Annotated in this window: 21 protein-coding genes and 1 pseudogene; all 22 read right to left on the reverse strand. The window is 36.9% G+C overall.

From position 1 onward, the window contains the following. Nucleotides 1-5: 5 nt before the first annotated feature. Nucleotides 6-2,594, reverse strand: a complete 2,589-nt coding sequence (mutS, locus tag LT143_RS03460; RefSeq protein ID WP_246939717.1) for a DNA mismatch repair protein MutS — start codon at nucleotides 2,592-2,594, stop codon at nucleotides 6-8. Between the two features lie 160 nt (nucleotides 2,595-2,754). After that, the gene (locus tag LT143_RS03465) at nucleotides 2,755-3,294 is read right to left on the reverse strand and encodes an outer spore coat protein CotE (RefSeq protein WP_246939720.1); all 540 of its coding nucleotides are present in this window, start codon (nucleotides 3,292-3,294) and stop codon (nucleotides 2,755-2,757) included. Nucleotides 3,295-3,653: 359 nt separating this feature from the next. After that, nucleotides 3,654-4,103: a YlbF/YmcA family competence regulator gene (locus tag LT143_RS03470; RefSeq protein WP_246939723.1), complete on the reverse strand. Its 450-nt coding sequence runs from the start codon at nucleotides 4,101-4,103 to the stop codon at nucleotides 3,654-3,656. Between the two features lies 1 nt (nucleotide 4,104). After that, nucleotides 4,105-5,715 (reverse strand): tRNA (N6-isopentenyl adenosine(37)-C2)-methylthiotransferase MiaB, encoded by a 1,611-nt coding sequence (gene miaB / locus LT143_RS03475; protein WP_246939726.1) that lies wholly within the window; start codon nucleotides 5,713-5,715, stop codon nucleotides 4,105-4,107. Between the two features lie 182 nt (nucleotides 5,716-5,897). Continuing rightward, nucleotides 5,898-6,764, reverse strand: coding sequence for a 2-oxoacid:ferredoxin oxidoreductase subunit beta (locus LT143_RS03480; RefSeq protein WP_246939729.1), 867 nt, complete (start codon nucleotides 6,762-6,764; stop codon nucleotides 5,898-5,900). Next, a pseudogene (locus tag LT143_RS03485) lies at nucleotides 6,751-8,504 on the reverse strand (2-oxoacid:acceptor oxidoreductase subunit alpha). The gene LT143_RS03480 and the pseudogene LT143_RS03485 overlap by 14 nt, the downstream one beginning before the upstream one ends. A gap of 313 nt (nucleotides 8,505-8,817) precedes the next feature. After that, complete coding sequence (locus LT143_RS03490; RefSeq protein ID WP_246939733.1) at nucleotides 8,818-9,741, reverse strand: dipeptidase; 924 nt, start codon at nucleotides 9,739-9,741, stop codon at nucleotides 8,818-8,820. A 96-nt stretch (nucleotides 9,742-9,837) separates the two neighbouring features. Then, nucleotides 9,838-10,098 carry a stage V sporulation protein SpoVS gene (spoVS, locus tag LT143_RS03495; protein ID WP_019242228.1) on the reverse strand — a complete coding sequence of 87 codons (261 nt, stop codon included), beginning with the start codon at nucleotides 10,096-10,098 and terminating at the stop codon, nucleotides 9,838-9,840. A gap of 163 nt (nucleotides 10,099-10,261) precedes the next feature. Continuing rightward, a complete protein-coding gene (locus LT143_RS03500; RefSeq protein WP_246939735.1) occupies nucleotides 10,262-11,059 on the reverse strand; it encodes a TIGR00282 family metallophosphoesterase in 798 nt (265 codons plus the stop codon). A 296-nt stretch (nucleotides 11,060-11,355) separates the two neighbouring features. Continuing rightward, nucleotides 11,356-12,921 carry a ribonuclease Y gene (rny, locus tag LT143_RS03505; protein WP_246939737.1) on the reverse strand — a complete coding sequence of 522 codons (1,566 nt, stop codon included), beginning with the start codon at nucleotides 12,919-12,921 and terminating at the stop codon, nucleotides 11,356-11,358. 573 nt (nucleotides 12,922-13,494) lie between these two features. Then, nucleotides 13,495-14,538 carry a recombinase RecA gene (gene recA / locus LT143_RS03510; RefSeq protein ID WP_246939739.1) on the reverse strand — a complete coding sequence of 348 codons (1,044 nt, stop codon included), beginning with the start codon at nucleotides 14,536-14,538 and terminating at the stop codon, nucleotides 13,495-13,497. 330 nt (nucleotides 14,539-14,868) lie between these two features. Beyond that, nucleotides 14,869-16,107: a competence/damage-inducible protein A gene (locus LT143_RS03515; RefSeq protein ID WP_246939741.1), complete on the reverse strand. Its 1,239-nt coding sequence runs from the start codon at nucleotides 16,105-16,107 to the stop codon at nucleotides 14,869-14,871. A gap of 14 nt (nucleotides 16,108-16,121) precedes the next feature. Further along, nucleotides 16,122-16,700 (reverse strand): CDP-diacylglycerol--glycerol-3-phosphate 3-phosphatidyltransferase, encoded by a 579-nt coding sequence (gene pgsA, locus LT143_RS03520; RefSeq protein ID WP_246939743.1) that lies wholly within the window; start codon nucleotides 16,698-16,700, stop codon nucleotides 16,122-16,124. 180 nt (nucleotides 16,701-16,880) lie between these two features. Next, nucleotides 16,881-17,792, reverse strand: a complete 912-nt coding sequence (locus LT143_RS03525; RefSeq protein ID WP_246939745.1) for a helix-turn-helix domain-containing protein — start codon at nucleotides 17,790-17,792, stop codon at nucleotides 16,881-16,883. A gap of 17 nt (nucleotides 17,793-17,809) precedes the next feature. After that, nucleotides 17,810-18,604 (reverse strand): YmfK family protein, encoded by a 795-nt coding sequence (locus LT143_RS03530; RefSeq protein ID WP_246939747.1) that lies wholly within the window; start codon nucleotides 18,602-18,604, stop codon nucleotides 17,810-17,812. A 232-nt stretch (nucleotides 18,605-18,836) separates the two neighbouring features. Further along, entirely contained in the window at nucleotides 18,837-19,109 is a 273-nt protein-coding gene (locus LT143_RS03535; protein WP_246939750.1) for a DUF3243 domain-containing protein, read from the reverse strand. 86 nt (nucleotides 19,110-19,195) lie between these two features. Further along, complete coding sequence (gene ymfI, locus LT143_RS03540) at nucleotides 19,196-19,918, reverse strand: elongation factor P 5-aminopentanone reductase (RefSeq protein WP_246939753.1); 723 nt, start codon at nucleotides 19,916-19,918, stop codon at nucleotides 19,196-19,198. 147 nt (nucleotides 19,919-20,065) lie between these two features. Further along, the gene (yfmH, locus tag LT143_RS03545) at nucleotides 20,066-21,346 is read right to left on the reverse strand and encodes an EF-P 5-aminopentanol modification-associated protein YfmH (protein WP_246939756.1); all 1,281 of its coding nucleotides are present in this window, start codon (nucleotides 21,344-21,346) and stop codon (nucleotides 20,066-20,068) included. Next, the gene (gene yfmF, locus LT143_RS03550) at nucleotides 21,346-22,623 is read right to left on the reverse strand and encodes an EF-P 5-aminopentanol modification-associated protein YfmF (protein ID WP_246939759.1); all 1,278 of its coding nucleotides are present in this window, start codon (nucleotides 22,621-22,623) and stop codon (nucleotides 21,346-21,348) included. Before yfmF ends, yfmH begins: the two co-directional genes overlap by 1 nt. Nucleotides 22,624-23,116: 493 nt before the next feature. Continuing rightward, nucleotides 23,117-24,070 carry an ABC transporter permease gene (locus LT143_RS03555; protein WP_246939762.1) on the reverse strand — a complete coding sequence of 318 codons (954 nt, stop codon included), beginning with the start codon at nucleotides 24,068-24,070 and terminating at the stop codon, nucleotides 23,117-23,119. Nucleotide 24,071: 1 nt separating this feature from the next. After that, the gene (locus LT143_RS03560) at nucleotides 24,072-25,148 is read right to left on the reverse strand and encodes an ABC transporter permease (protein WP_246939765.1); all 1,077 of its coding nucleotides are present in this window, start codon (nucleotides 25,146-25,148) and stop codon (nucleotides 24,072-24,074) included. Further along, entirely contained in the window at nucleotides 25,148-26,671 is a 1,524-nt protein-coding gene (locus LT143_RS03565) for an ABC transporter ATP-binding protein (protein WP_246939768.1), read from the reverse strand. Before LT143_RS03565 ends, LT143_RS03560 begins: the two co-directional genes overlap by 1 nt. Nucleotides 26,672-26,705: the final 34 nt, after the last annotated feature.

Consider the following 26,705-nt stretch of genomic DNA (forward strand, 5'->3'; position numbering starts at 1 on the left):
TAAAATCATTTTAATTTCTTTTGTAATTCATAAAGCTTATTCATCGCATCCATTGGTGTCATTTCCATCAAGGGAATTGTCTTAATAAGCTTAATAATCTCTTTTTCCTTATCTGGTATTACAGATTCTTTAGTTGCTGCCGCTTCTTCTGTAAAGAATGATAATTGCGTTTCCTCTTCCTTAATTGTAGATAACTTCTTAGCTGGATGTTTACTGATTTTTTCTCCTTCAAATGTTGCAAGTAATTCTCTTGCTCTTGAGATTAAAGGCAACGGTAACTCAGCTAGTTCTGCAACATGAATACCATAACTTTTATCAGCAGCACCTTCTTGAACCTTGTGTAAGAATACTACTTTCCCATTTTGCTCAATCGCTCTTACATGGACATTTTGCAAGTGAGGTAACTCTTCTTCAAGTGCAGTAAGTTCATGGTAATGGGTAGAAAACAGGGTCTTGGCTTTAATATGTTCATGTATATATTCAATAATTGCTTGTGCTAATGCCATACCGTCATAGGTAGAAGTTCCTCTGCCAATTTCGTCAAATAATATTAAACTATTATGAGTTGCATTCGATATTGCATTTTTTGCTTCTAACATTTCTACCATAAACGTACTTTGACCAGAAATTAAATCATCTGCAGCACCAATTCTAGTAAACACTTGATCAAATATTGGCAAAATGGCCTCTTCGGCAGATACAAAGCAACCGATCTGGGCTAAAATTGCTGTCAAAGCAATTTGACGCATATAGGTACTTTTACCAGACATATTTGGTCCTGTAATAAGTAAAACTTGACGGTCATCATTCATCATACAATCATTCGCTACATATTCCTGAGAATCCATCATTTTCTCCACTACAGGATGTCGTCCGTTTAACACCTTTAATGTATGATCGTTTGACATAACCGGCTTTACAAAATGACGTTCCTCACTAACTACAGCAAAAGCTTGTAGAACGTCAATTTCACTAATCATTTTAGCTAGTCGTTGAAGTCTAGGTATATATACTTTTACTTGATCACGAAGCGAAATAAATAATTCATATTCTAACTGGACAATCTTCTCTTCAGCTTCTAGGATAAGAGCTTCTTTGTCTTTTAACTCCGGGGTAATATATCTTTCAGCATTTGCTAGCGTTTGCTTTCTTTCATATCTACCTTCTGCCAGCAAGCCAATGTTTGACTTAGTTACCTCGATGTAATACCCAAATACTCGGTTATATCCAATTTTAAGAGATTTAATTCCAGTGATTTCACGTTCTTTTTGCTCTAGTTCGGCAATCCATGTCTTTCCGTTACGACTTGCATCTCTATACTTGTCCAATCGTTCGGAATAACCGTCCTTTATCATATCTCCTTCTTTTACACTAAGTGGCGGCTGCTCTTTTAAGGCTTGCTCTAATAAAACTAGCAAATCTTCACAGCCATCCATATCGGCAGCCAACTTTTTTGCATACGGGAGTTCAAGCTCTGAAACTGTTGCTTGAATGAACGGAATCTGCTGTAGTGAACGTCTAAGTTGCACTAAGTCCCTTGCATTTACATTTCCGAATGCGACTCTCCCCGCTAAGCGTTCTATATCATAAACTTCCTTAAGTTTTTCACGAAGTTCACTTCTCTGAAAGAACTGCGCTAATAGTGCTTCAACCATATTTTGACGTGTCTTTATTTTATTAGCATCAATTAGCGGTCGATCGATCCAAGCCTTTAGAAGACGCCCACCCATAGCGGTCATTGTTTCATCTAGTAACCAAAGTAATGATCCTTTTTTTCCTTTTGAACGGATTGTTTCAATTAGCTCTAGATTACGTTTAGAATACATATCTATTTTCATAAATTGCTGTACGGTATAGTACTCTGGTACTTGGATATGATCTAACTTTCGTTTTTGTGTGCGAATTAAGTAATGCAATAATCGCGATACCGTAACTTTTTGCTTATCCTCTTGTAGTGATTCTACAATAGGAGTAACTTCATCAAGCTGTATCTTCAAGTCTTCATACGAAACGGTTACAAAACAGCGCTCTTGTAGTTGCTTTCTATTTTGTTCAGGAAGCTCAGAAGAGACAACAATTTCTTTAGCCCCTGTTGATAATAATTCACTTATTACTTCATTCCAGTCATTTAATACTGTTACCTGAAGTTCACCCGTTGACAAGTCATTGTAGCAGAAACCATAGGTCAAATCCTCCATTACAGTAAGAGAGGCTATGTAATTATTCTGCTTATCCTCTAGACTTTTCCCTTCCATTACAGTACCAGGCGTAATAAGTTGGACAACTTCTCTTTTCACAACTCCTTTTGCCTGTTTTGGGTCTTCAACTTGTTCACAAATGGCAACCTTGTATCCATTTAAAACGAGCTGCTCGATATAGTTAGGTGCCGCATGATAAGGTACCCCACACATTGGAATTCGCTCATCAACTCCACCTTCTCGGCTCGTTAACGTAATTTCAAGGACATGTGCTGCTCGTACTGCATCCTCAAAAAACATTTCGTAAAAATCTCCTAAACGGAAAAATAAAAAGGCATCTTGGTACTCTGCCTTTATCTTTAAATATTGCTGTATCATTGGCGTATATGTGGCCATTACTTAATCCCCCGTTACTGACTAACTAAAAACTTTGACTTCATTATAACATAATTCAACAAAGTTCTACTTTGGTAAAAATAGAAAGGGCAATGAGACTTACGAAAATGACATACTAAACAATAAAAAAAACTAGGAAGTATACCTCCCTAGTTCGTCATTATTCCTCTTCGTCGCCTAATAAGAAATTAGGATCTAAATCCTCGAAGTCCTCGTCATCTACGTCAAAGTCAAAGTCGTCATCACAGCCGTCACAGTGGACTGCTACACACACTTTTGTTTCTCCGATTACTTCTACTAAGAATTCTCTTTCTACTTGCACCACTACCTTATTACCATTCGGCGAAATCGTTGCCTCAAGGCAATTAGGTTGTTGAACTGCACGTGCAATGACTTCATGGTCTTCACCAAAGAAATTCTCGTCTCGGTATTTAAGCTTTACAACATCTTTGTATGATACTGTCTCTGTTACAACCTCTGTTTTTGTATTGTCGTTGTAAGAGTACCATACGTTAATATCATAGCGACCATCAACTTCCACAGCATCCCCACATTTTTTTGCATTGTATACGTGGTTAATTACCCAGCACCCAAGAATGCTAGTTGGTCTGTGTGAAGGTGAAATGGTATGTGTTGACTGTGTGAATTTCTTTCCTTTTCCAACAACAGCCTTTGTAATAATCTCTCTGTATTGGGACATAAGAACAAACCCTCCTCAATTCAATCTACAATTCATCCTATGCGTGACAAATGACTAGTGTGCTACAATTTTTTAGGAAAGAATAAAATTTCATCACCAGCAAAATTAGGCGGTATAGTTCATTGTATGCACGAATGCCCAGATATGTACTAAAATTTATCAGTTTGTAGAGGAATTTTCTTCATTACTTCCTTTGTTAGAGTAGGACAAACTAAAAAGTGAGCAATTATAATAATGTTCAAAAAAAGATGCAGAAGGAATTCCTTCTGCATCTTAGTAAATTAGGGTGTTTTTGTAAAGATTGTTACGTTATTAGACATTTTAGCTAAAAAGCAACAGAGTTAATAAAAGTGCCTTAATTAATGACAGCCGCAGCCATCTCCACAGCTACTTGACCCAGACCCATTAACTTTTGAACCTGTTTCTCCACGCAGTACATCTCCGCCTGTAGATTCAATGATTTCATTTGTTACAGTATTTGAGATCGTATTTGCTACTAATTGAAGAAGGTCATTAATATCGACTTGTGAAGTCTTAAAATCTTGAACAACCGGAATTGCATCTAGCTCTTCCTGTAGTTGATCAATTTGTGCTTCAACCTTTTTTAAAGCTTCATGCTTACCATAGTGCTGATAGTTTACAGCATTTTTTTGTAGGTTTTTAATTTTGTTAATCATTTCTTGGACTTTCGTATTGTAGTTAATCTGTGATTCCGCACGCTTAAAGAAGTCTACTTCTTCTGTTTGTGAGATCATTTTTGCTAATTCTCTTGCTCTGTTAATTATTTCTTCTCTTGTATAAGTTGCCATATTAGTTCACCTCAACCATTTCCTCAACCATTTCACCATCTAGGGTCCATGTTTTTGCTTTAATAATTTTCACCTTTACGATCTTACCGATTGCAGACTTCGGTCCTTTAAAGTTAACCAACTTACTCTTCTCTGTATATCCAGCGAGAACCTCAGGATTATTCTTACTTTCCCCTTCTACTAGCACCTCAACGACTTGTCCTTCATAGGCCTTAAGCTTTTTCGCAGATGTCTCATTAACAACCGTGTTTAGACGTTGTAATCTTTCTTTCTTTACTTCCATTGGAATATTATCTTCCATTTTAGCCGCAGGTGTACCTTCACGAGGAGAATATATGAATGTATAAGCTGAATCAAATTCAACCTCTCGATACAAAGATAAAGTCTCTTCGAACTGTTCTTCTGTCTCATTTGGGAATCCAACTATAATGTCAGTTGTTAAAGAGGCATTTGGCATTGCCTTTTTAATTTTACTAACAAGCTCTAGATAATGTTCACGAGAATATTTACGTGCCATTAGCTTTAGAATTTCTGAGCTACCAGATTGCACTGGTAAGTGGATATGATCTAAAAGATTTCCACCTTTAGCTAACACTTCAATTAATCGATCATCAAAGTCTCTAGGATGACTCGTTGTAAAACGGATGCGAGGGATATCAATTTTACGTAGTTCATCCATTAGATCTCCTAGTCCGTAATTCATATCTGTGAAGTCTTTTCCATATGCGTTAACATTTTGTCCTAGTAAAGTAATTTCCTGATATCCTTGTGCCGCTAAATGACGCACCTCTTGGATAATTTCTTCTGGACGGCGGCTTCGTTCTTTTCCACGAGTGTAAGGAACGATACAATACGTACAAAACTTGTCACAGCCATACATAATGTTTACCCAGCCTTTAATGCTACCTTTACGGACTTTAGGAAGATTCTCAATAACATCTCCCTCTTTAGACCAAACCTCAATTACCATTTCCTTAGAGAGATATGCTTCATTTAGAATTTGTGGTAGACGATGGATATTGTGCGTACCAAAAATCATATCAATGAACGGATGTTTTTGAAGGATTTTATTTACAACTGATTCTTCTTGTGACATACATCCGCAAACTCCGATTAATAAATCCGGTCTTTCCTTTTTCAAAGGTTTCAAATGGCCAATTTCTCCAAAAACCTTATTCTCTGCATTTTCTCGAATTGCACATGTATTTAATAAGATAACATCTGCATCTTCAACTGTGTCAGCTTGTTCAAAACCAAGACCGATAAAAATACCAGACATGACTTCCGTATCGTGCTCATTCATCTGACAACCATATGTGTTGATGATAAACTTTTTCCCCTGTCCCATTCCCTTTAACTCTGGAGCAAGTTCAAATTGATCAATATAGTTAATAGATTCCTTGCCACGACGTTTACCTTCAGCAAGATCAGGTGCTTCATTAATCGTCACATTACGTCCGCTGATTCGGTAAGTAGTTTTTCCGTCTTCTTGACTCACTACTTTTGCACCGCTAAAATCGAAATATTTGCTGTAGTCCTTATCGGATTTTTTGTCCGAAGAATCTACAGTCTTTATATGCGCAGTCTGCTCTAAACGCTGCTTTTCGTTCATGGAAAAAACTCCTTCCTAGTTGGTGAAAATTACTAGTTCACAACATACATAAAAATCTATACACATTACCATAGTATATAGGTTAACCATATTTAAAACAATGGAAAACTTTGATGTCACTAATTATACAATTTTATCAAAATGAAAGCCATTTCCTAAGACGGAAATGGCTTCTTTTATCATTACATAAACTCTGAAACTAGACCATTAAATTGATCTTCTGAGATATTTAAATCTGACTCAGAAAGTGGTGATTCACTGTATCCAGTTATAAGCTCTTGGTAAGATTTTTGCTCTGTGTTTTGATAGATTAATCCAGTAACAAGACCTCTATTTTCCATTAATGTCTTCATAGCAGTCATTTTGTTATGTGGATCGTAACTTTCAACATCACTTAGCTTTACTAGGTTCTCTTTGAACCAGTCATACGTATTTACCTTATTGTAAGTTACGCATGGGCTAAATACATTGATTAAAGAGAATCCTTTATGGTTAATACCAGCTTCAATTAAAGCCGTTAACTCTTTTAAATCAGTTGAGAAGCTTTGTGCAACGAATGTAGCACCAGCAGTTAGTGCCATTTCCATTACATTTAGAGCTGACTCAATTGAACCTTGTGGAGTACTCTTTGTCTTGAAACCAACATCACTTCTTGGTGATGTTTGACCTTTTGTCAAACCATAAATTTGGTTATCCATAACGATATAAGTAACATCAATATTACGACGAATCGCATGAATCGTATGTCCTAAACCGATAGCAAATCCATCTCCGTCACCACCAGAAGCAATAACAGTTAAATCTTTATTTGCCATCTTTACACCTTGAGCGATTGGTAAAGAACGACCATGGATTCCGTGGAAACCATAAGCATTTATATATCCTGAAATACGACCAGAACATCCGATACCTGATACAACTGCAAGTTGATCTGGCTCTAAGCCTACATTAGCAGCTGCACGCTGGATAGCAGCTTGTACAGAGAAATCGCCACATCCTGGACACCAGTTCGGTTTTACAGAGTTACGAAAATCTTTAAATGTTGCCATTGATTATAACAACTCCTTGCTTCTGTTGTGAATTTCTTTCGGCAGGAATGGGTTTCCATCATATTTTAATAGTGGAGCAACCTTTTCAGCGTAACCAACATTCATCTTTAAGATGTTTGCTAATTGGCCAGTTGCGTTGTTTTCTACTACAACAACCTTTTTAGCTGACTTCACATATGGAAGGATCTCTTCTGTTGGGAATGGATGAATTAAGCGAACATGCGCATGATTCACTTTAATCCCTTCTTGTTCGAAACGGCCCATTGCCTCTTCAATAGCTCCACGAGTTGAATTGAATCCTACAAAAAGGATATCTGCCTCATCATGCTGTGCATTAACATGAACAGGAGTGTTGAATTTTAAGTTATTAAGCTTACGTAAGCGCTTATCCATCTGAGCGTTACGGTTAGTTGGTGATTCAGAAGGCTTTCCTGTTTCATCGTGTTCTACACCAGTTACATGGTGAATACCATTTTTCATACCTGGAAGTACACGTGGAGAAACGCCATCTTCTGTTACTTCAAAACGCTTGTAGTATTCTTTATTTTCTGTCTCTGGTAATTCACCATTTTGAAGTTTACCACGACGGATTTCAATCTTATCATATTCTAATGGTTCAACTGTTTGCTTACCAAGTGATAATTGAAGGTCTGTTAAGAAGATAACAGGCACTTGATATTCTTCTGCAATGTTGAATGCCTCAACGATATCATAGAATGCTTCTTGAACTGTACTTGGAGCCATAACCACTTTTGGAATCTCTCCATGAGTACCGTAGATCATTGCCATCAAGTCAGATTGCTCTTGCTTAGTTGGAAGACCTGTAGAAGGACCACCACGCTGAGTATCTACAATTACTAGAGGTTGCTCTGTAATACCTGAAAGACCAATCGCTTCCATCATTAATGAAAGTCCTGGACCAGCAGAAGCTGTTAACGAACGAACACCAGCGTAGTTTGCACCAATTGCCATTGTACAAGCTGCGATTTCATCTTCCGTTTGGATAACTGTACCACCGAACTTTGGAAGCTTTTTAATCAGGTATTCCATAATTTCTGATGCAGGTGTAATAGGGTATGCCGGCATGAAACGTGCTCCTCCAGCTAGTGCACCCATAGCAATTGCATCGTTACCAATTAGGAATAGACGCTTCTTGCCATCAGCTTTTTCAAGCTGCATAGTTTGGATATTGTCACCTGCTTGAGTTGTAACGAATTCAAAACCTTGTTTAATCGCTTCCATATTCTTTTCAACAATTTGTTGACCTTTTCGTCCAAAGATTTCTTGAACTACTTCCTTAAATACATTGATATCAAGGTCTAACACCGCACTACTAGCTCCAATTGCTACCATGTTCTTCATTAAAGAAGTACCTAATTCAGTTGCTATTTCAGTGAATGGTACTGAATATAAAGTAACATTAGAGTTATCTGGAATAGTTGGTTCAAACTTAGCATCCGCAACTACAATACCACCATCACGTAACTCATGGAAGTTTACATCAATTGTTTCTTGGTCAAATGCTACTAAAATATCAAGATCATCTGATATAGAACGAATTTGTGTTGTACTAACACGAATCTTGTTGTTAGTATGTCCACCTTTGATACGAGAAGAGAAATGGCGATAACCATATAAATAGTATCCTAAACGATTTAACGCGATAGAAAAAATCTCCCCTGTACTTTCAATACCTTCCCCTTGCTGTCCTCCAACTTTCCATGAAAGTTGATTGATCATGTGTTTACACCCCTTTGAATTACGTTCATTCTATTAAATTATAGTTTAATAATATATGGATGCCCAAAAAGTTATCCAATTGTTATGTAAAAGGAAAAATAAGAAGCCTATCACATAAAATAGCATTCCGAAATCGGAAACTTCCTGAACAAACTTTTGAATAGTATTTTTCTGTCTAAATTAATAGAAAAGATATATACTAAACGCTTACAATTCTAGACCTATCACAAGGAAATTGCAACCCTTTCTAGCCAATTTATGGAGAAATTATGAATAATTTTTATGAATTTAAATAATTAAATCTTTTAACCCTTTAATCCGGCAGATGATTGAAGAAGTTTCCGTAACAAAAATTGGATATTTGGTTAGTAGTATAATATTTTTGAAGCTCATTGACTAACTTCTCGTACTTACCGAAATGTTCAAGACCCAGTACCGTGCTGGTAATTCCATCAAAATCAGACCCAAACCCAATATTCTTCTCTCCACCTAACTGACAGATATAATCAATATGGTTCAACACATCTTTTATAGTTGCCTCAGGTTTTTCTGTAAGGAAATAAGGAACAAAAGTAATCCCAATCATACTATCTTTTTGGATTAAAGCTTTAAGTTGATCATCGTTTAGGTTTCTAGGATGTGAGCATAATTCAATAGCATTAGAATGAGAAGCAATTGGATAATCGGCAATCTCCATCACATCCCAAAATCCTTTAATTGATAAGTGTGAGACATCTGTCCAAACTTTAAACCGATTATTTTCTTGAACTACTTGTTTGCCAAATAAAGAAAGGCCCGCCCCCCTAGGTTCTAGAATCCCGTCTGCTACTGCGTTACCATAGTTCCAGGTCAATCCTACAGATTTTACACCTAAATGGAAAAGAGTTTTCAACCGACTAATACTACTTCCTATCGCATCACAACCTTCTAATGTTAACAGCACACCTATTTCATCTTCTTTTAGCTTGTTAATGTCCTCCTTTGTTCTGACAAGCTTGATAGAGGGATAGTAAGGCAAGATTCTTTCATAAAAGATATTAATCATTTCCAAAGCCACTTCAAACCTCTCTTGGAATGGTACTTCTTCAGGTATATAAATAGCCATGCATTGTATTTTTGCTTGTCCTTTTTGTAAGCGATTAAAATTAATATGTAATTCATGACTATCTTCAAAGTTTAAGGTTGGGTTTAACCATAATTTATATAATACGTCACAGTGGGCGTCAAAAATCTTCATCCAACTTCTCTCCTTCGTTATTTGAGTCACAAAAAGAAAAACCTGCTCGCTTCGGAAACAGGTTCACTCATATGATGTACGTTGCTGCCATTATACTTATCTAGGCTCTACAATTAGTTTAATAGCAGTACGTTCTTCACCATCTATCATAATATCTGTAAAAGCAGGGATACAGATTAAATCCACCCCACTTGGAGCTACAAATCCTCTAGCAATCGCAACTGCTTTAACAGCTTGGTTTAGGGCACCTGCTCCGATTGCTTGAATCTCTGCTGCTCCTCTTTCTCTTAGCACACCAGCTAGAGCCCCAGCCACAGAATTTGGATTAGACTTTGCCGAAACTTTTAAAATTTCCATTTTTTTAGTTCCTCCTTGTACATTTCAGTAAATGATGTGAGTTCAATAGAACAAATATAAAAAAATATCATTTCACTGTACTATATTCACGAGGAACTTCGTGTATTCCTGCTTGTTTTATGTAATTTTTCTAAAAATTCTAAATCAACCGAAAAAACAATGATTACGTAAAAAAAGGATGATCATCATTAATTAAAATTCGTTTAATTGAATTTGCCTTACCTGTTTTAGGGTCTAGATCAATAAACACACCATTTAACTGATTTCGCCCATCTTTTACCACTTCAAACCGTACAGGCAACTCCGTTAAAAATTTCTTAAGAACTGCATCTTGTTCAACACCTAAGATTCCATCATAAGGACCAGTCATCCCTACATCCGTTATATAGGCAGTTCCTTTTTCTAAGATTCTATCATCTGCAGTTTGTACATGTGTGTGCGTACCGACAACAGCTGAAACGCGTCCATCCAAATACCAGCCCATCGCCTGCTTTTCACTAGTGGCTTCAGCATGAAAGTCAACAAAGATAAAAGGAGTACGTTTTTTTGCTTCTTTAATTAACTCATCTGCTTTTCGAAATGGACAGTCTATGGATGGAAGAAACGTTCTACCTTGTAAGTTAATAATCGCTACCTCGAGTGCATTTACCTGCAAATAGACCAAACCTACACCGGGATTTCCTTCTGGAAAATTAGCTGGGCGTACAAGGTACTTAGCTTGATCAATAAATTCAAAAATATCCTTATGATGCCAAGTATGATTCCCAAGAGTAACAGCCTGAGCTCCCCATTCTAAAAATTGACGATAAATCTTCTCTGTTATTCCTTTTCCACCTGCAGCATTTTCCCCATTAATAATTGTCAAAGTAGGTTTATACTTCTGTTTTAATTGTGGAAGATACTTCTGAACCATATCTCGCCCTGGAGAACTTACCACATCTCCAATAAATAAAATCTTCATTTCTATTACCCCATTCATTTCATATGTATTTTTTGAGGCTCTTTTCTTAAGCTTTGTTGTTTTACAACTACATTTTTTCTGAAACACCATTACAATAAGATACAAGTAAAGCTTACTTTAGAAAAGGGCAGACTCTTTATGCAGTGTACATAATATTGTACTTGCGGATAAAACCCGGTTTTTAGGATTTTTACACGATGAACAATCACGAAAACAGCCTTTTGAATAGTTTGTCACATTCCTAGCTTTATTACAAAGTGTTCTTACAAAAAAATAAAGCGACGTTTGACGTCGCTTTATTTTGCATATTCTACTGCTCTCGTTTCCCTGATTACCGTTACTTTGATATGACCTGGATAATCCAGTTCTTCTTCAATGCGTTTCCGGATATCTCTTGCTAAACGATGAGCTTGTAGATCATCCACCGTGTCTGGTTTAACTAAAATTCTCACTTCACGTCCAGCCTGAATAGCAAACGACTTCTCAACACCTTCATAGGATTCAGAAATCTCTTCAAGCTTTTCTAATCGACGAATATAGTTTTCTAAAGTCTCACTTCTTGCACCAGGACGAGCCGCAGAAAGTGCGTCAGCTGCTGCAACTAAGACAGCAATCACTGATTTTGGTTCTGTGTCTCCGTGATGGGAAGCAATACTATTAATTACAACAGGATGTTCTTTATACTTAGTTGCTAGTTCTACACCAATTTCAACATGACTTCCTTCTACCTCATGATCAATAGCTTTTCCGATATCATGTAGTAATCCTGCTCGGCGGGCAAGAATCTCGTCTTCACCAAGTTCAGCTGCCATTAACCCAGCAAGGTATGCCACTTCCATTGAGTGTTTAAGAACATTTTGTCCATAACTCGTACGATACTTTAAACGCCCAAGAATCTTTATTAGATCTGGATGTAATCCATGTACACCAACCTCAAAGGTAGTTTGTTCTCCAACCTCTCTGATGTACTCGTCCACTTCTCTTCTTGATTTTTCAACCATTTCTTCAATTCGAGCAGGATGGATACGACCATCTTGTACTAACTTATCTAAAGCCATACGTGCTGTCTCACGACGAATTGGGTCAAATCCGGATAGAATAACCGCTTCAGGTGTATCATCAATAATAAGATCAATTCCTGTTAACGTCTCTAGTGTACGAATATTTCTTCCTTCCCTACCAATGATGCGTCCTTTCATTTCATCGTTTGGTAGATTTACGACGGAAACCGTTGTCTCTGCAACGTGATCTGCTGCACATCGTTGAATTGCTAAAGAAAGGATTTCTTTTGCTTTCTTATCAGCTTCTTCCTTCGCACGATGTTCGCTTTCTTTAATCATCATTGCTGTTTCGTGGGAAAGCTCGTTCTCCATTTTTTCAAGGATAATATTCCTTGCTTCATCGCGAGTTAAGCTAGAGATACGCTCAAGCTCCGTTTGTTGCTTTCTCACAATCTCTTCCACTTTGCTTTCCATCTCTTCAATATGCTGTTGTTTTTGTGCTAGAGATCCCTCTCTCTTTTCTAACATCGCCTCACGATTATCTAGTTGTTCATCTTTGCGATCCAGGTTCTCTTCTTTTTGTAATAAACGATTTTCCTGCTTTGAAAGTTCGTTTCTACGATCACGAATTTCTTGTTCTGCCTCTGTACGGAGAGTATGAATTTCATCTTTCGCTTCTAGCAGTGCTTCCTTCTTAGTCGCATCTGCTTCCCGTTTTGCGTCCTCTACTATTTGCTCGGCTGAAGACTTAGCACCGGCAATTTTAGCTTCTGCAATAGATTTACGAACGAAATATCCAACAACTGCACTGATGATTGCGGTAAGCAAAATGGAGATGAGTGTAATTAATGTATTCATCATTTCACCTCCCATTGCTTAAGAGGATGTTCAACTAGTCTAAGAAAGCCATTGTTTCCCCGCTGGCTACCTTATTGATCCTCATGTATCAGTAATGTCTATTTACCTTCAGTTATCTCTTTGTAAACTTATCGTTCACACGAAGTATTCTTACATTCTGTACAGTGTGGTAACATATTTGGAGCCGACTTGAAATGGACTAACTGACTCACCTTGAACACACTCTAAGTCAAAAATTAAATGAACAAATGTCAGCTGGAACTCAGCTTTGTTTGTCCAATATACAGCCACAGGCCATATGATTTTTGTTCATAATTGTAATGAACGTCTTACGTTGGAACAATCGGGTTTCAAATTGCGTATGTTCGCATCTTACAGTATAAATAAGATAGTAAATATACATATTAATTGTATAGGTGGAAAATTTTATTGTCAAGGGTTGTCCCAATAGTTAGACAACTTCAATTTCTATTTTTCACTTTGAGCATACCAAGCACTATTAATCTCAAACGGACTATCATAATAGAAAGTAAAAAAGGAGCACCAGCATTATACTCTGGGCTCCTTCTTGTGTGCTTATTTATCTTCTAGTAAATCAAACATTTCATCTTCATTTTCAGGAAGCACTTTTACTTCATCAAGTCCGTAATGAGCGCGAACTGCCTGTTGAATCTCAAGGCGCATAGATTGGTTTTCTTTTAAAAATTGCTTTGCATTTTCACGGCCTTGTCCAAGACGTTCCTCTTTGTACGAATACCAAGCCCCACTCTTTAACACGATATCTAAATCAGATGCCATGTCAAGCACTTCTCCTTCTTTAGAGATTCCTTCTCCGTACATAATATCAACTTCAGCTGTACGGAATGGAGGTGCTACTTTATTTTTTACTACTTTAATTTTTGTTTTGTTTCCAACCATATCGTTTCCTTGCTTTAAAGTCTCAGCACGACGAACTTCTAAACGTACAGACGAATAGAACTTAAGTGCACGACCACCAGGAGTCGTTTCTGGATTTCCGAACATAACCCCTACTTTTTCACGAATTTGGTTAATAAAGATTGCAAGTGTTTTTGATTTATTAATCGCACCAGAAAGCTTTCTAAGTGCTTGTGACATTAAACGTGCCTGGAGTCCTACGTGAGAATCTCCCATCTCTCCTTCAATTTCAGCCTTTGGAACAAGGGCAGCAACGGAGTCGATGACGATAATATCGACTGCTCCGCTTCGTACTAAAGCTTCAGCAATCTCAAGTGCTTGCTCTCCAGTGTCTGGCTGAGAAAGTAATAACTCGTCAATATTTACTCCAAGCTTTTGCGCATAAACCGGATCTAAAGCATGTTCTGCATCAATAAATGCTGCTTGTCCACCGTTTGCTTGTACTTCTGCAATTGCATGAAGTGCTACTGTTGTTTTACCAGATGATTCCGGACCATATATTTCAACTATTCTTCCTCGAGGATATCCTCCAACCCCTAATGCAACATCAAGTGCTAGAGAACCACTTGGAGATGTAGATACCTTACGATCTGTTTGTTCCCCTAATTTCATAATGGAACCTTTTCCGAACTGTTTTTCTATTTGTTTTAGAGCCATTTCTAAGGCGGCTTGACGATCTCCCACTTACATTTCCTCCTTTATTCTATGAAACTACTTATACTATACTCTTTTTTTATTTATTTGCCAAGTTAAAAACGAACATCCATTCGCTAATTTTAATTGGTAATATTCATTGAAAATACCATTTTCTTTTAGGTAAAATTATGTTTTCAACTAGAAACCTTTAACAAAAATTAATATTACATGTAAAAAATTTTTATAAATGGCTGTTTTCGTATCAATTATCACTTTGGTTTTGCGTACAAAATAGGGTGGGTTTTAGAAAAATAAGTTTTAGAAAAGAGCCTTATAAATAAACCAATAGTAGCTTTTACTATTGGTTTATTTCTACTATCATTCACTTTTAAGAGCTTTTAACAAGTAGTATAACCCATACCTCACAGAACGTTCGCGAATGGCTATTCTGCTACCTGCTAACTTTATTTCAAATGCAGCTGTATCGTTTGGCATAGACAAACCTATAAAGACAGTTCCTACTGGCTTTCCTTCTATTGAGTCTGGTCCAGCAACTCCTGTAAAACTAATGCCGATATCAGTCTTCATTAATCGCCTGCTATTTTCTGCAAGCTCTCTAGCACATTGCTCACTAACCGCGCCATCTTTTTCTAATGTCTCCTGAGAAACGTTTAATACCAGTTTCTTGATTTCATTGCTATAACAAACAATTCCACCTTTCACCACTGAAGAGGCGCCTGAAATTGCCGTTAAAGTTTGCGAAAACAGCCCACCCGTTAAGCTTTCTGCAGAAGTAATAGTAAGACCTCTCTCTTGTAATAGACTCATTACCTCAATAGAAAGTGACGTTTCTCCATATCCATAGAAGAATTCTCCAACACGATCCATGATTTGTTTCTCGACCTTGTCTAATAAGAGAGTAGCTCCCACTAGAGTACTATGCTTAGCTGTTAATCTGAGTGTAACTTCATAATCACCTGCGAGCGGAGCAATGGTAGGATTCGATTGAGCATCTATTAAATCTGTAATCTCAGTTTCTAATTGAGATTCTCCGATACCAAAAAAACGCAGAACTCTTGATTCGATTCTTTCTTGTATCTTCAATTCATTCAAGATGGCCTGTCTCCCAAAATTCTGGAACATAGGTTGCATTTCCTTTGGAGGTCCGGGAAGTAGCATGTAGTGATGATCACCAATTGATAGAAACATACCTGGTGCCATTCCATTACGATTCGGTAAAACATTACAGTCTTCAATGACCAATGCTTGCTTTTTGTTATTCTCAGACATTACTCGATTTACTTTTTGAAAATATTCTTCAATCGATTCTAGCGCTTCTTGGTCCATTACAAGCTTTTTCCCTAGACTGGAGGCAATAGTCTCTTTTGTTAAATCATCTTTGGTTGGTCCTAATCCACCCGTAAATATAAGTAAGTCAGCCCTTGATTCTGCCAGTTTAATAGACTGACGGAGCCGATCTGCATTATCCCCTACAACCGTATGATAATAAACATTTACTCCCAGTTCAGCAAGCTGCTTTGATAAATACTGGGCGTTTGTATTCGCAATTTGTCCGAGAAGTAATTCAGAACCTACCGCAATAATCTCTGCATTCATACAGGAGCCTCCTTTTACTTTGATTGAAGAAGTACTGCCTTATTCTTATTAAAGTAATCCCATCCAGAATAAATAGTGAAAAACACAGCTACCCATAGAGAAATCATGTCAAATGGTATATTAAGCCAGACGAAAGGAAAATTATGTAGTAAAAGAGCTGAAACAGCTATAATCTGAGCCCAAGTTTTTATTTTCCCTAACATATTCGCTGCAACAACCTCACCTTCACCCGCTAATACTAGTCGAAGACCAGTGACAGCGAACTCACGGCTAATGATGACAATCACCATCCAAGCAGGTGCAAGCTGTAATTCTACAAGTGTAATTAACGCAGCAGAAACAAGCAGTTTGTCAGCTAATGGATCTAAGAATTTTCCTAGGTTAGTAACTTGGTTTAATTTCCTAGCATAATATCCATCAATCCAGTCTGTACATGAAGCAATAATAAAAATAATGGCCCCAACAAGATGTGTAACTGGAATAGAGTACTCCCCTAAGCTAAGTTCCCCCCATGAAAAAGGTACAAGGGTAACAACTAGGAATAATGGTATGAGAAAAATTCGTGAAACGGTAATCTTATTTGGTAAATTCAATGGTTAAACCCCCTTAATCACATTTTGCCATAAAGCAGAAAAGAAACCCACAATTATGTAGTGGGCTTCAAAACACAAAAGTACAAGCACCTTTCCAATAGCAATTAACTTGGAAAGTGATCGATTGGGCTTAAACCCAAACCAATCAATGACACTAACTAACTTTAAAAGGAGCCTTTTTTATTCAGCACTCTTTTCAAAAATAACGGTTATTTCTTGGACATCCTTCGGCTCCGACGGGAGTTCAATTTGCTGGCCGTTTATCTTTAAGATCGAATCCATGGCTCTACCTAATTTAATGAAGGCTTCAGTTTCATTTGTATAATCGTAGGATGCCATATCTGGTATTTTTTCTTCCGTTTCTTTAGCATTCAACATTCCGCTAAAGAACTTTTTATTCTTACCATTTTTTAAATCTAGCCACGTTTCGCCATTTGTTGAAACTTCCACTACAAATTGATTTGTACCAGATAATTTGTACGTGAATTTGCGTCCTGATGATTCAATCAGCTCAACTTGTTGTATTGGCTCAACAACTTCCTCTTCTGTTTCCATTGTTGTTTCCTCTTCTACTTCAGTAGATTCCTCTTCTTCATTTGATTCAGAAGCTGTTTGGAGAGGATTATCCTTATTTTCTTCTACCTCAGCCCCACCCGTTTCTGTTTCTGGTGACTCCTCCACTTGATCTGCTGGTGGATTGCTTTGTACCACCTTCCATACAGTAAAGGCGATGCCAATTATTATCAGTGTTACAAGAACTTTAGGAAAAACTTGCAGAATTTTAGAATCCTTTGTATTTACTTCCGCCCTAGCTCGCTTTACACGGGATAGTTGTTCTGGTAGAGCCTCTTTTTGAGTATTAGGTAATTCATGCTTAAATTCTTCAAATATCCTTTCAGAATCTAAGCCTACAGCTTCAGCATATTGTTTTACAAAAGCTCGCGCATAAAAGATACCCGGTAATGCATCAAAATTTCCATCCTCGATATTTTGCAAATATCGTCTTTGAATTTTCGTGATACCTTGTAACTCTTCTAGTGATATATTTTTTTCTTCTCTTGCTTGCTTTAAATGCTGTCCTAACTCAGCCAATAAAAACACCTGCCATCTTAAAAATCAAAACTTGAGAACGAAGAATCTCCCGACATGAATTGTTGCTCTTCCACGACCTCATAGGTAATTTCCTCATCTGGTTCGTTTCGCAGCTCAATAATATAGTCAAAATCATCTAACGTATATTCTGTATGTTGGACAAATATATCCGGATGCTCCACCACTTTTGTTGCTGGAAGCCTCATGATCTCACGAACAAGCTGCCAATGGCGTTCATTTGCTCTTCTTGTTGATACGATACCATCAATGATAAATAAATTTTCTTCGTTATACTCGTCATCAATTAATTGACTTCGGATTGTTTGTTTTAACAATGTTGATGAAACGAATAACCACTTCTTGTTGGCACATACACTTGATGCAACAATGGATTCTGTCTTCCCTACTCGGGGCATTCCACGTATTCCAACTAGTTTATGTCCTTCTTTTTTAAATAACTCCGCCATAAAGTCAACAAGAAGTCCTAATTCATCTCTAACAAACCTAAATGTCTTTTTGTCATCGGCATCTCTTTGAATATATCTACCGTGTCTGACAGCTAATCGGTCACGAAGCTTGGGTTCGCGGAGCTTTGTCACGGTTATATTATCCATAGTTTGTAAAATTGATTCAAGTCTTAGAATTTGCTCATGATGATCAGAAAGAAGTAGCATTCCTCTTCTCATATCTTCCACACCATTAATTGTAACAATATTAATGGATAACATACCTAGTAGTGAAGAGATGTCACCCAGTAATCCAGGGCGATTTTTATGTATTTCATATTCTAGATACCATTCTTTTTTTGCCATGAAGACATCCCTCCTTAACACCATTTACAAAGTATTACTACAATATACCTTATTTCTATAATATAGTAATTATATTTTGAATGAAAGGCAAAGACCAGCGAATTATGACAAAATCGTATAATACTACTATTATAAATCCAAAATTGCTTAAAGTAAGCTATCTTTGTTTTGTAGAGAGAAGTAACAATGTCTTAAAAAGCAAAAAAAGAGGGATTTCTCATCCCTCTTTAAACTAACGAATCGACGTACCTTCGTTACCATCGTTTTGAACTAATTTAACCATCAGGTTTGCAATAGCATGTTGCTCCTCAGGAGAAGCTACACTCCATAAATCTGCAAGGACTTTCTCTTGATCATTTTGTGGTTCAACTTGCTTTGCAAGATAGCCACCAATTTGATAAGCTAGATCATTAATAGTATTTTGCTCCATACCTTCATTTTGTGCATGGTGCAAACGATTAGCTAAGAAGTCTTTCCATTGTTCCCAGTTATCTAAAACAGACATTGTCATTCCTCCTTAAAATTGATACAAGTTTATTGTGTCATCTTCTATTTAAAAATATTCAAGGAGGCACGTCTGTTTCAATTTTGTTACGTATGCCAAGCTCCATTTACCGATAAGATTTGCCCATTTATATAGGAAGATTCCTTAGATAATAAAAATTTTACTGCATGTGCTATATCCTCTGGCTCGCCTAATCGTCCCATTGGGATTTCTTGTATTAATTCTTCACGCTCACTACCTTCTAAAAATTGAAGCATACTTGTGTTAATAGCACCAGGTGAAACAGCATTTACTCTTATATTAGAAGGTGCTACTTCTTTTGCTAGTGCTTTAACTAAAGTGTTTTGACCACCCTTCACCATTGAGTATAAAACTTCACAAGACGCTCCTATTTCTCCCCATATAGAAGTAATAAAAACGATATTTCCTTCTTTTCTTGTAATCATAGACGGAAGTATGGCCTGTATAAGCTGGAATGGACTTGTCATATGTAATGAAATCATATTGGTTACTTCCTGGTCTTCCATATCCGTTACTAGTCCAACAAAGCTGTTTCCACTATTTAAGACAAGTGTGTCAATTGGATGCTCGATTTGGGTTAATAATTCTTTTACACCACTTGGGTCTGAAAGATCAGCTTTTACGAGATAAGTCTCATATTCATTATGTTTAACTTGAATTTTTTTTGCACCTTCATAATTGTTATTGTAATGAAGATATACAACATAATTATTTTGTACTAATTGAGTAGCAATTGCGCTCCCTATCCCACCACTTGCACCAGTGAGTAATGCATACTTTTTCTCCATATCGTTTACTTCCTTTTATTAAGGCTATGTTCTAAAATTTTTGTTACTTTTCAAACTATAAATCTTTTGTTAGAAAAGAGCCTTTATTAATGTTTAACACAAAAAAGAGATAAGACCATTGTCTATCTCTCTTTTGTTCCTTGTCAACTATTTTGGTACTACTTGACAAACTGTCATACGTTGTTCATCTATAAGAGCTTCAGCGCTGACTTTTATATCCTCGACTGTTAGTGATTCAAGAACCTCTACAACCTCAAACATGTTCATTTCATTAAAAGAATATCTGGTAAATTGATTCGCTATGAATTCAGGTGAGTTCAGTGCCCGTAAAAAGGACCCAATTTTTTTCTTCTTTACTCTCTCTAAATATTCTTCTGTTAGTGTTTGCTCGAAACTTGTAAGCATTGTCTTAAGTGTGTCAGCAAGTGCATCTGGCTGAGTTGTATCTCCACCAATTATTGCAAAACCAAATCCAAGTTCTTCTGTATAGTCATACGAGAAAGTATCGTCAATTAAACCCTCATTGTAGAGTGTGTCATAGTTTTTAGAACTTTTTCCAAATAGCATATCAAGCAATACATTCGTTGCAAGTTCAGAGCGTAATAACTGCTCTCCAGATTTACCTGGATTTGCCATCTTCAATCCTAATAAGCACTTTGATGATTGAACTGTCATCTTTAAGACCTGCTTTTTTTCAGCAACTTGCAATGGCTCTTCATCAAAGAATCGTTGAATCGGCGCTTGTGATTCAAACTCCTTCTTTGACTGATTATCTCTAATTTGATTCATAATCTGTTCAGGATTAATAGGTCCAACAATGAATAACAACATATTACTCGGATGATAAAATGTTTCATAACAGGTATATAAAAGATCCTTCGTAATGTTTGATATAGACTCAATTGTACCAGCAATATCAATTTTCACAGGATGATTCTTATACATGTTTTGGATGACTCCAAAGTACAATCTCCAGTCTGCATTATCATCATACATCGTAATTTCTTGCCCGATAATTCCTTTTTCTTTCTCTACTGTTTGTTCTGTAAAGTAGGGAGCCTGAACAAAATCAAGTAAGGTTTCTAAATTTTGTTCGACATTCGATGTGCTTGAGAACAGGTAAGCAGTTCTTGTGAAAGATGTAAAAGCATTCGCAGAGGCTCCCTGTTTGCTGAACTTTTGAAAAACATCCTCATCTTCTTTCTCAAAAAGCTTATGTTCTAGAAAATGGGCAATACCATCAGGCACCTGCAAAGGCTCCTCGGTATTCAATGGGACAAAGCGATTATCAATGGAGCCGTATTTTGTTGTAAATGTAGCATATGTTTTATTGAAGCCTTGTTTAGGTAAAATATAAACTTGTAATCCATTTGACATTGACTCGTGAAACAACTCTTCTTTTAACTGATCAAACACAACTTTTTCCATTATGCTTCCTCCTTTCCTTTTAAGAAGTAAATGGTATCTAATTCAATCTTTGCACCAGCCTCAATAATCTGTTCTTTTGTAACCTCTTCGATTTTTGTGAGCCAATCTTCTATCGGCTGTTTAACTTCCGCTAAAACGTCATTGTACAATACTTCAATAAGGCCTCTTGATGTATCTATTGTTTCTAGTAGCTGATTTCTCAAAACAGCTTTTGTTTGTTCAAGTTCTTTGTCTGTAAAGTCGCCATTTTTCATAGCCGTCATTTGTTCTTTGATTATTGTGACGGCCTGATCATAGTTCTTAGCATCTACCCCAGACATTACCATTAATAATCCTTTGTGGCTTTCAACTCGCGATGCGGCATAATAAGCTAGGCTCGCTTTTTCCCTCACATTGATAAAGAGCTTAGAATGAGAAAAACCACCAAATATTCCATTAAATACTTGTAAAGCATAATATTCAGAATCATGATACGTAATATTCGTTCTATATCCTATATTAAGCTTACCTTGCTTTACATCTTGTTCTTCTATTACTTCATTTTCTTTATCTATGGAAATAGTGTTCTTTTCGATATTCTTAGGAACTCTACTTTCTAACGAAAATAATTTTTCTACTGAGTTTTTGATTTCCTGTACTTGAACATCGCCAACAATATAAAGATCAATTTCATCCTCTTTGATTGATCGTTGATAATATTCATATAGTGATGGAGCTGAGATTTGATCCACATCTTCCATTTGTCCGTTAGCATGAAGTGCGTACGGCTCATTTTTACACATTTCTTCTACTAGACGAAGACTAGCGTACCTCATCTTATCATCGAATACAGATTGAATTCTTTGCTTTAGCGATCGCTTCTCTTTCTCGATAACTGAAGGTATAAAAGCTCCATTTTCTAAAGCAGGATGTAGTAAAATTTCCGACAATAATGTTAAACCTTTATCAAGTAAAGGCGTTTGATCTGATAAGTATACCTCGTTCGCAATTTCCAATCTTATCGTGATGATATGATACTCACCTTTTTTACCTAAGTCCACACTTAAAGATGCTCCATATAATTCATCTAAGTAACTTCTCAACTCAGTCGAAGTAGGATGCTGTTTTGTAGCACTCTGAAGGACATAAGGTAACAAAGCACGTTTTGTAACATCCTCTTTTGTTAATGGAGCTTTCATCTTTAAAACAAGTGTATTTGTTTTGTACTTTTTTGTCTCTACAACATGCAGGGTTAATCCGTTTACTTTTTCCTCAATCTCTTGATCAAGCTTCACCATTTTTGCCTCCTTCTTATGGATAGCTTTATGCCTACAAATTAGTGTTTCTTTTATTTAATAAAAATAAACTATATCCAATATAAAGGATAAATGGGATTATATACAAATTTCAACTATTTCACTTATACTCTTCTCTTTACATATGCGAAAGACAAGATGTTAAATACATACTTTAGTGAGGCTAGTTTAAAACAATTCTTTAAGAAAACAAATTGTGTTTTAAAAGAAGGGCTCTGTTAACACTTGGTTGTTGATTTTCGTTACGGGACGCTCGCTTTCCGCGGGCGGGAAATGAAGGATATTTTCACTATCGTGAAAAATCCCACTCCTCGGCGCTTCACGCCGGTGGGGTCTCCCTTACCTCGCTCCTCCCGCAGGAGTCTCGCATCCCTCCACTACAATCAACACTGCAAAATATCAACATTGTTCTTTAACAGAGCCAAAAGAATAAAAAAAGATGACTCGTATTGTACGAATCATCTTTTTGTATCTTTTATCGTTTACCTGGATCATATGGTTCGCCCGCTGCTTTTGGAGCTTGCGACGATTTCGAAAAGATAACTAAAGCAATTAGTGTAACTACATATGGGAATAGCTTTAATACCAATGGTGGTATTACGGTTAAAGCAGGTATTACCTGTGATACATTGGCGATCGTCATAGCAAATCCAAAGAAGAACGTTGCTCCTAGAATTCCTAACGGTCTCCACTGACCAAAAATTAACGCTGCTAAAGCTAAAAACCCTAACCCTGAAACTGTCCCAGTAAATTCACCTGCATAGGTTAAGATAATTAGCGCTCCACCTATACCTGAAAAAGCTCCAGATATCATGACACCACTGTAACGTACTCTTCTAACATTAATTCCTGCAGCTTCTGCAGCTTGTGGATATTCTCCACACGATCTTAACCGCAAGCCAAATGGAGTCTTATAAAGTATAAAAGCACTTACAAGTAAAACGGCTAAAATAAACCAAGTGGTAGGATAAGTTTTCGTAAATAGTAATGGTCCAATGACAGGAATATCAGATAAAATTGGTATATTAGAAGGTGAAAAACCACTAACAATTCTAATATTACCAGAACCTGTAATATTTCTTGCTAAGAAAACCGTTAAAGCACCTGCAATCATGTTAATTGCTGTACCACTGATTATTTGGTTTGCACTAAGATTTATACTTGCAAAAGCATGTAGAAGCGAGAATACAAGCCCACACAATGCTGCTATTAATAATCCTAACCACAGTACCAAATCCTTATTAGGAAGAATCGGATAAAGTAAGTTAATGGACAATGCGCAAGTAAAGGCACCCATAATCATTAATCCTTCTAGTCCGATATTGACAATACCACTTCTCTCACTGAATAATCCACCTAAAGCAGTAATAAGAAGGGGCATTACAAAGATAATTGCGTAAGGAAAAATCTGCTGTATCAATGTCCACATCTTACGAATCCCCCTTCTTAACAGCAGTATTGACGTTTTCTTTTTCAGTTCGCTTATTGAAGTACTTACGAAGTAAACGTTCAATTAAAACACTTGTTGCAGCAAAATATATAATAATAGCAATAATTGTGTTGGCAATCTCAGGTGGAATATCAGTCATTGCATTCATAAAGCCTGTCCCTGAATATAGAATTCCGAAGAATAGGGCAGCAAACAATACTCCAACTGGTGTGTTGTTCCCAAGAAGAGCAACCGCAATTCCATCAAATCCTTGAGTTGGCATGATTCCAATCTGTATACTATTTGCATTACCAGTATATTGAATGACACCACCGAGTCCAGCTAGACCACCAGAAATAGCCATTGATAAGATGATACTTCTGTTAACAGACATACCTGCATACTCAGCAGAATGACGGTTGAAACCAACAGCCTTTAATTCAAATCCTAAAGTTGTACGATTAATAATAAAAGCAATTACAATTACCGTAATGACGCCAAAGAAAATACCCATGTTAATGTAGGAACCGGCAAAAATTTCTGATAGAAAAGGAACTTTTAATGTTGCCTTGTCAGGTAATTTTGCAGATTCTGTTTCTAGAAACTCACCTTTAAAGTAAGAAGGAACCACATAATACACTGTCCAATAAGCAATCCAGTTCATCATAATGGTCGACACTACTTCGTGAACATTAAATCGCGCTTTAAGAAAACCTGGAACAAAGGCCCACAGTGCACCTCCAACGAATCCTCCCAATACCATCAAGGTAAGTAAAACGGGTCTAGAGAAGTCAAAGCTAAGACCTATTGCTGTCGCAAAGAATCCACCAATCAGCATCTGGCCAGCTGCCCCGATGTTGAATAATCCAGTACGGAAAGCAAAGGCCACCGATAATCCTGTAAATACTAATGGTGCAGCAGTAGCTAACGTATTTCCGATTCTTTCCATATTTTTTAATCCACCTTGGAATAAGTATGTATACCCTTCCATTGGATTGCTTCCAATTAAAAACATTAAAATCGCACCAGCTAGTAGACCTAACACTACAGCTAATAGTGATACAATAGTATTTTTCATTACTTACTTTCCTCCTTGCTCACACCTGCCATCATTAAACCAACTTCATTTTCATTTGTCTCAGATGCTTCTACAACTCCAATTAGTTCCCCGTTATTAACAATGGCAATTCGATCGGAAAGCTGAAGAACTTCGTCTAGTTCTAACGACACTAATAGTACTGCTTTACCTTTGTCTCGATGTTCAACTAGCCTTTTGTGAATATATTCAATCGATCCTACATCTAAGCCACGAGTTGGTTGAACTGCGATTAGTAATTCAGGATTTAACTCCAATTCTCTACCAATGATCGCTTTCTGCTGATTCCCTCCAGATAAGCCCCTTGCTAGTGAAGCTGAACCTTCACCTGCACGTACATCAAAGTTCTTAATGATGTTCGACGCATACTCCCTTATTGCCGAGACGTTTAATAACCCATTCTTAGAAAATGGAGGTCTATTGTATACCTCAATAACCATGTTTTCTTCAAGTTTATAATCTAGAACTAGTCCACGTTTTTGGCGATCTTCCGGAATATGACCAATACCTTTTTGAATACGCTGACGAATTGGAATGTTCGTAATTTCTTCACCATTTAAAGAAATGGAACCGGATTCAACTTTCCGCAATCCCGTTATCCCTTCAACAAGTTCACTTTGTCCATTACCTTCTACACCAGCAATTCCAAGGATTTCTCCAGCTTTTACTTCAATAGAGAAATTCTTAAGTCCCAACACTTTTCTACTATTCTTCACCGATATATTCTCTACTTGTAAGACGACTTTTCCGGGTTTACTATCTGCTTTATCTACCTTGAAAGATACATGTCTTCCTACCATCATTTCGGCAAGACTTGCTTCCGTCGCGTCTTTAACATCTACAGTTCCAATTGATTTTCCCCGACGAATAACCGTACAACGATCAGCAACAGCCTTAATTTCCTTTAGTTTGTGAGTAATAATAATAATTGATTTTCCTTCATGAATGAGGTTCTTCATAATTTTCATTAACTCATCAATTTCTGCTGGAGTTAATACAGCTGTTGGTTCGTCGAAAATAAGAACTTCTGCATCACGGTATAGTGTTTTTAAGATTTCAACCCTCTGTTGCATACCTACTGAGATATCTTCGATTTTTGCATGGGGATCAACATTTAAACCATAATGCTTGGACAGTTCTTCAATTCTTTTTGCTGCTTTATCGATATCCATAACCATGCCTTTTTTAGGCTCACTACCAAGGATGATGTTTTCTGTAACTGTAAAGTTATCAACGAGTTTAAAATGTTGATGAACCATCCCTATTCCTAAACGATTTGCTACGTTTGGATTTGATATTTTCACATCTTCTCCATTAACTCTAATTTTCCCTCTGTCTGGTTGATACATTCCAAACAATACACCCATTAGGGTAGATTTTCCAGCACCATTTTCACCTAACAGTGCATGAACCTCACCCTTCCTTAATGTAAGAGTTATATTGTCGTTGGCAACAACACCAGGAAATTCTTTTCTTATATCCAGCATTTCTACAACATACTCCATTGAACTTCCACCTGCTTCTACTATTTTTTAAGCT

Source organism: Bacillus pinisoli (assembly GCF_023036475.1).
In the GTDB taxonomy this organism is placed as follows: Bacteria; Bacillota; Bacilli; order Bacillales; family SA4; genus Bacillus_BS; species Bacillus_BS pinisoli.

Bases quoted from the DNA above. Each gene is read 5' to 3' on its own strand.
- LT143_RS03560 (WP_246939765.1), bottom strand. From the start codon at position 25,148: ATGAAAAATACTATTGTATCACTATTAGCTGTAGTGTTAGGTCTACTA.
- LT143_RS03500 (WP_246939735.1), bottom strand. From the start codon at position 11,059: ATGAAGATTTTATTTATTGGAGATGTGGTAAGTTCTCCAGGGCGAGAT.
- LT143_RS03465 (WP_246939720.1), bottom strand. From the start codon at position 3,294: ATGTCCCAATACAGAGAGATTATTACAAAGGCTGTTGTTGGAAAAGGA.
- yfmH (WP_246939756.1), bottom strand. From the start codon at position 21,346: ATGGAAAAAGTTGTGTTTGATCAGTTAAAAGAAGAGTTGTTTCACGAG.
- LT143_RS03470 (WP_246939723.1), bottom strand. From the start codon at position 4,103: ATGGCAACTTATACAAGAGAAGAAATAATTAACAGAGCAAGAGAATTA.
- miaB (WP_246939726.1), bottom strand. From the start codon at position 5,715: ATGAACGAAAAGCAGCGTTTAGAGCAGACTGCGCATATAAAGACTGTA.
- LT143_RS03530 (WP_246939747.1), bottom strand. From the start codon at position 18,604: ATGGCAAAAAAAGAATGGTATCTAGAATATGAAATACATAAAAATCGC.
- LT143_RS03565 (WP_246939768.1), bottom strand. From the start codon at position 26,671: ATGGAGTATGTTGTAGAAATGCTGGATATAAGAAAAGAATTTCCTGGT.
- yfmF (WP_246939759.1), bottom strand. From the start codon at position 22,623: ATGGTGAAGCTTGATCAAGAGATTGAGGAAAAAGTAAACGGATTAACC.
- rny (WP_246939737.1), bottom strand. From the start codon at position 12,921: ATGATGAATACATTAATTACACTCATCTCCATTTTGCTTACCGCAATC.
- LT143_RS03515 (WP_246939741.1), bottom strand. From the start codon at position 16,107: ATGAATGCAGAGATTATTGCGGTAGGTTCTGAATTACTTCTCGGACAA.
- mutS (WP_246939717.1), bottom strand. From the start codon at position 2,594: ATGGCCACATATACGCCAATGATACAGCAATATTTAAAGATAAAGGCA.
- LT143_RS03535 (WP_246939750.1), bottom strand. From the start codon at position 19,109: ATGTCTGTTTTAGATAACTGGGAACAATGGAAAGACTTCTTAGCTAAT.
- LT143_RS03480 (WP_246939729.1), bottom strand. From the start codon at position 6,764: ATGGCAACATTTAAAGATTTTCGTAACTCTGTAAAACCGAACTGGTGT.
- spoVS (WP_019242228.1), bottom strand. From the start codon at position 10,098: ATGGAAATTTTAAAAGTTTCGGCAAAGTCTAATCCAAATTCTGTGGCT.
- LT143_RS03490 (WP_246939733.1), bottom strand. From the start codon at position 9,741: ATGAAGATTTTTGACGCCCACTGTGACGTATTATATAAATTATGGTTA.
- LT143_RS03555 (WP_246939762.1), bottom strand. From the start codon at position 24,070: ATGTGGACATTGATACAGCAGATTTTTCCTTACGCAATTATCTTTGTA.
- ymfI (WP_246939753.1), bottom strand. From the start codon at position 19,918: ATGGAGAAAAAGTATGCATTACTCACTGGTGCAAGTGGTGGGATAGGG.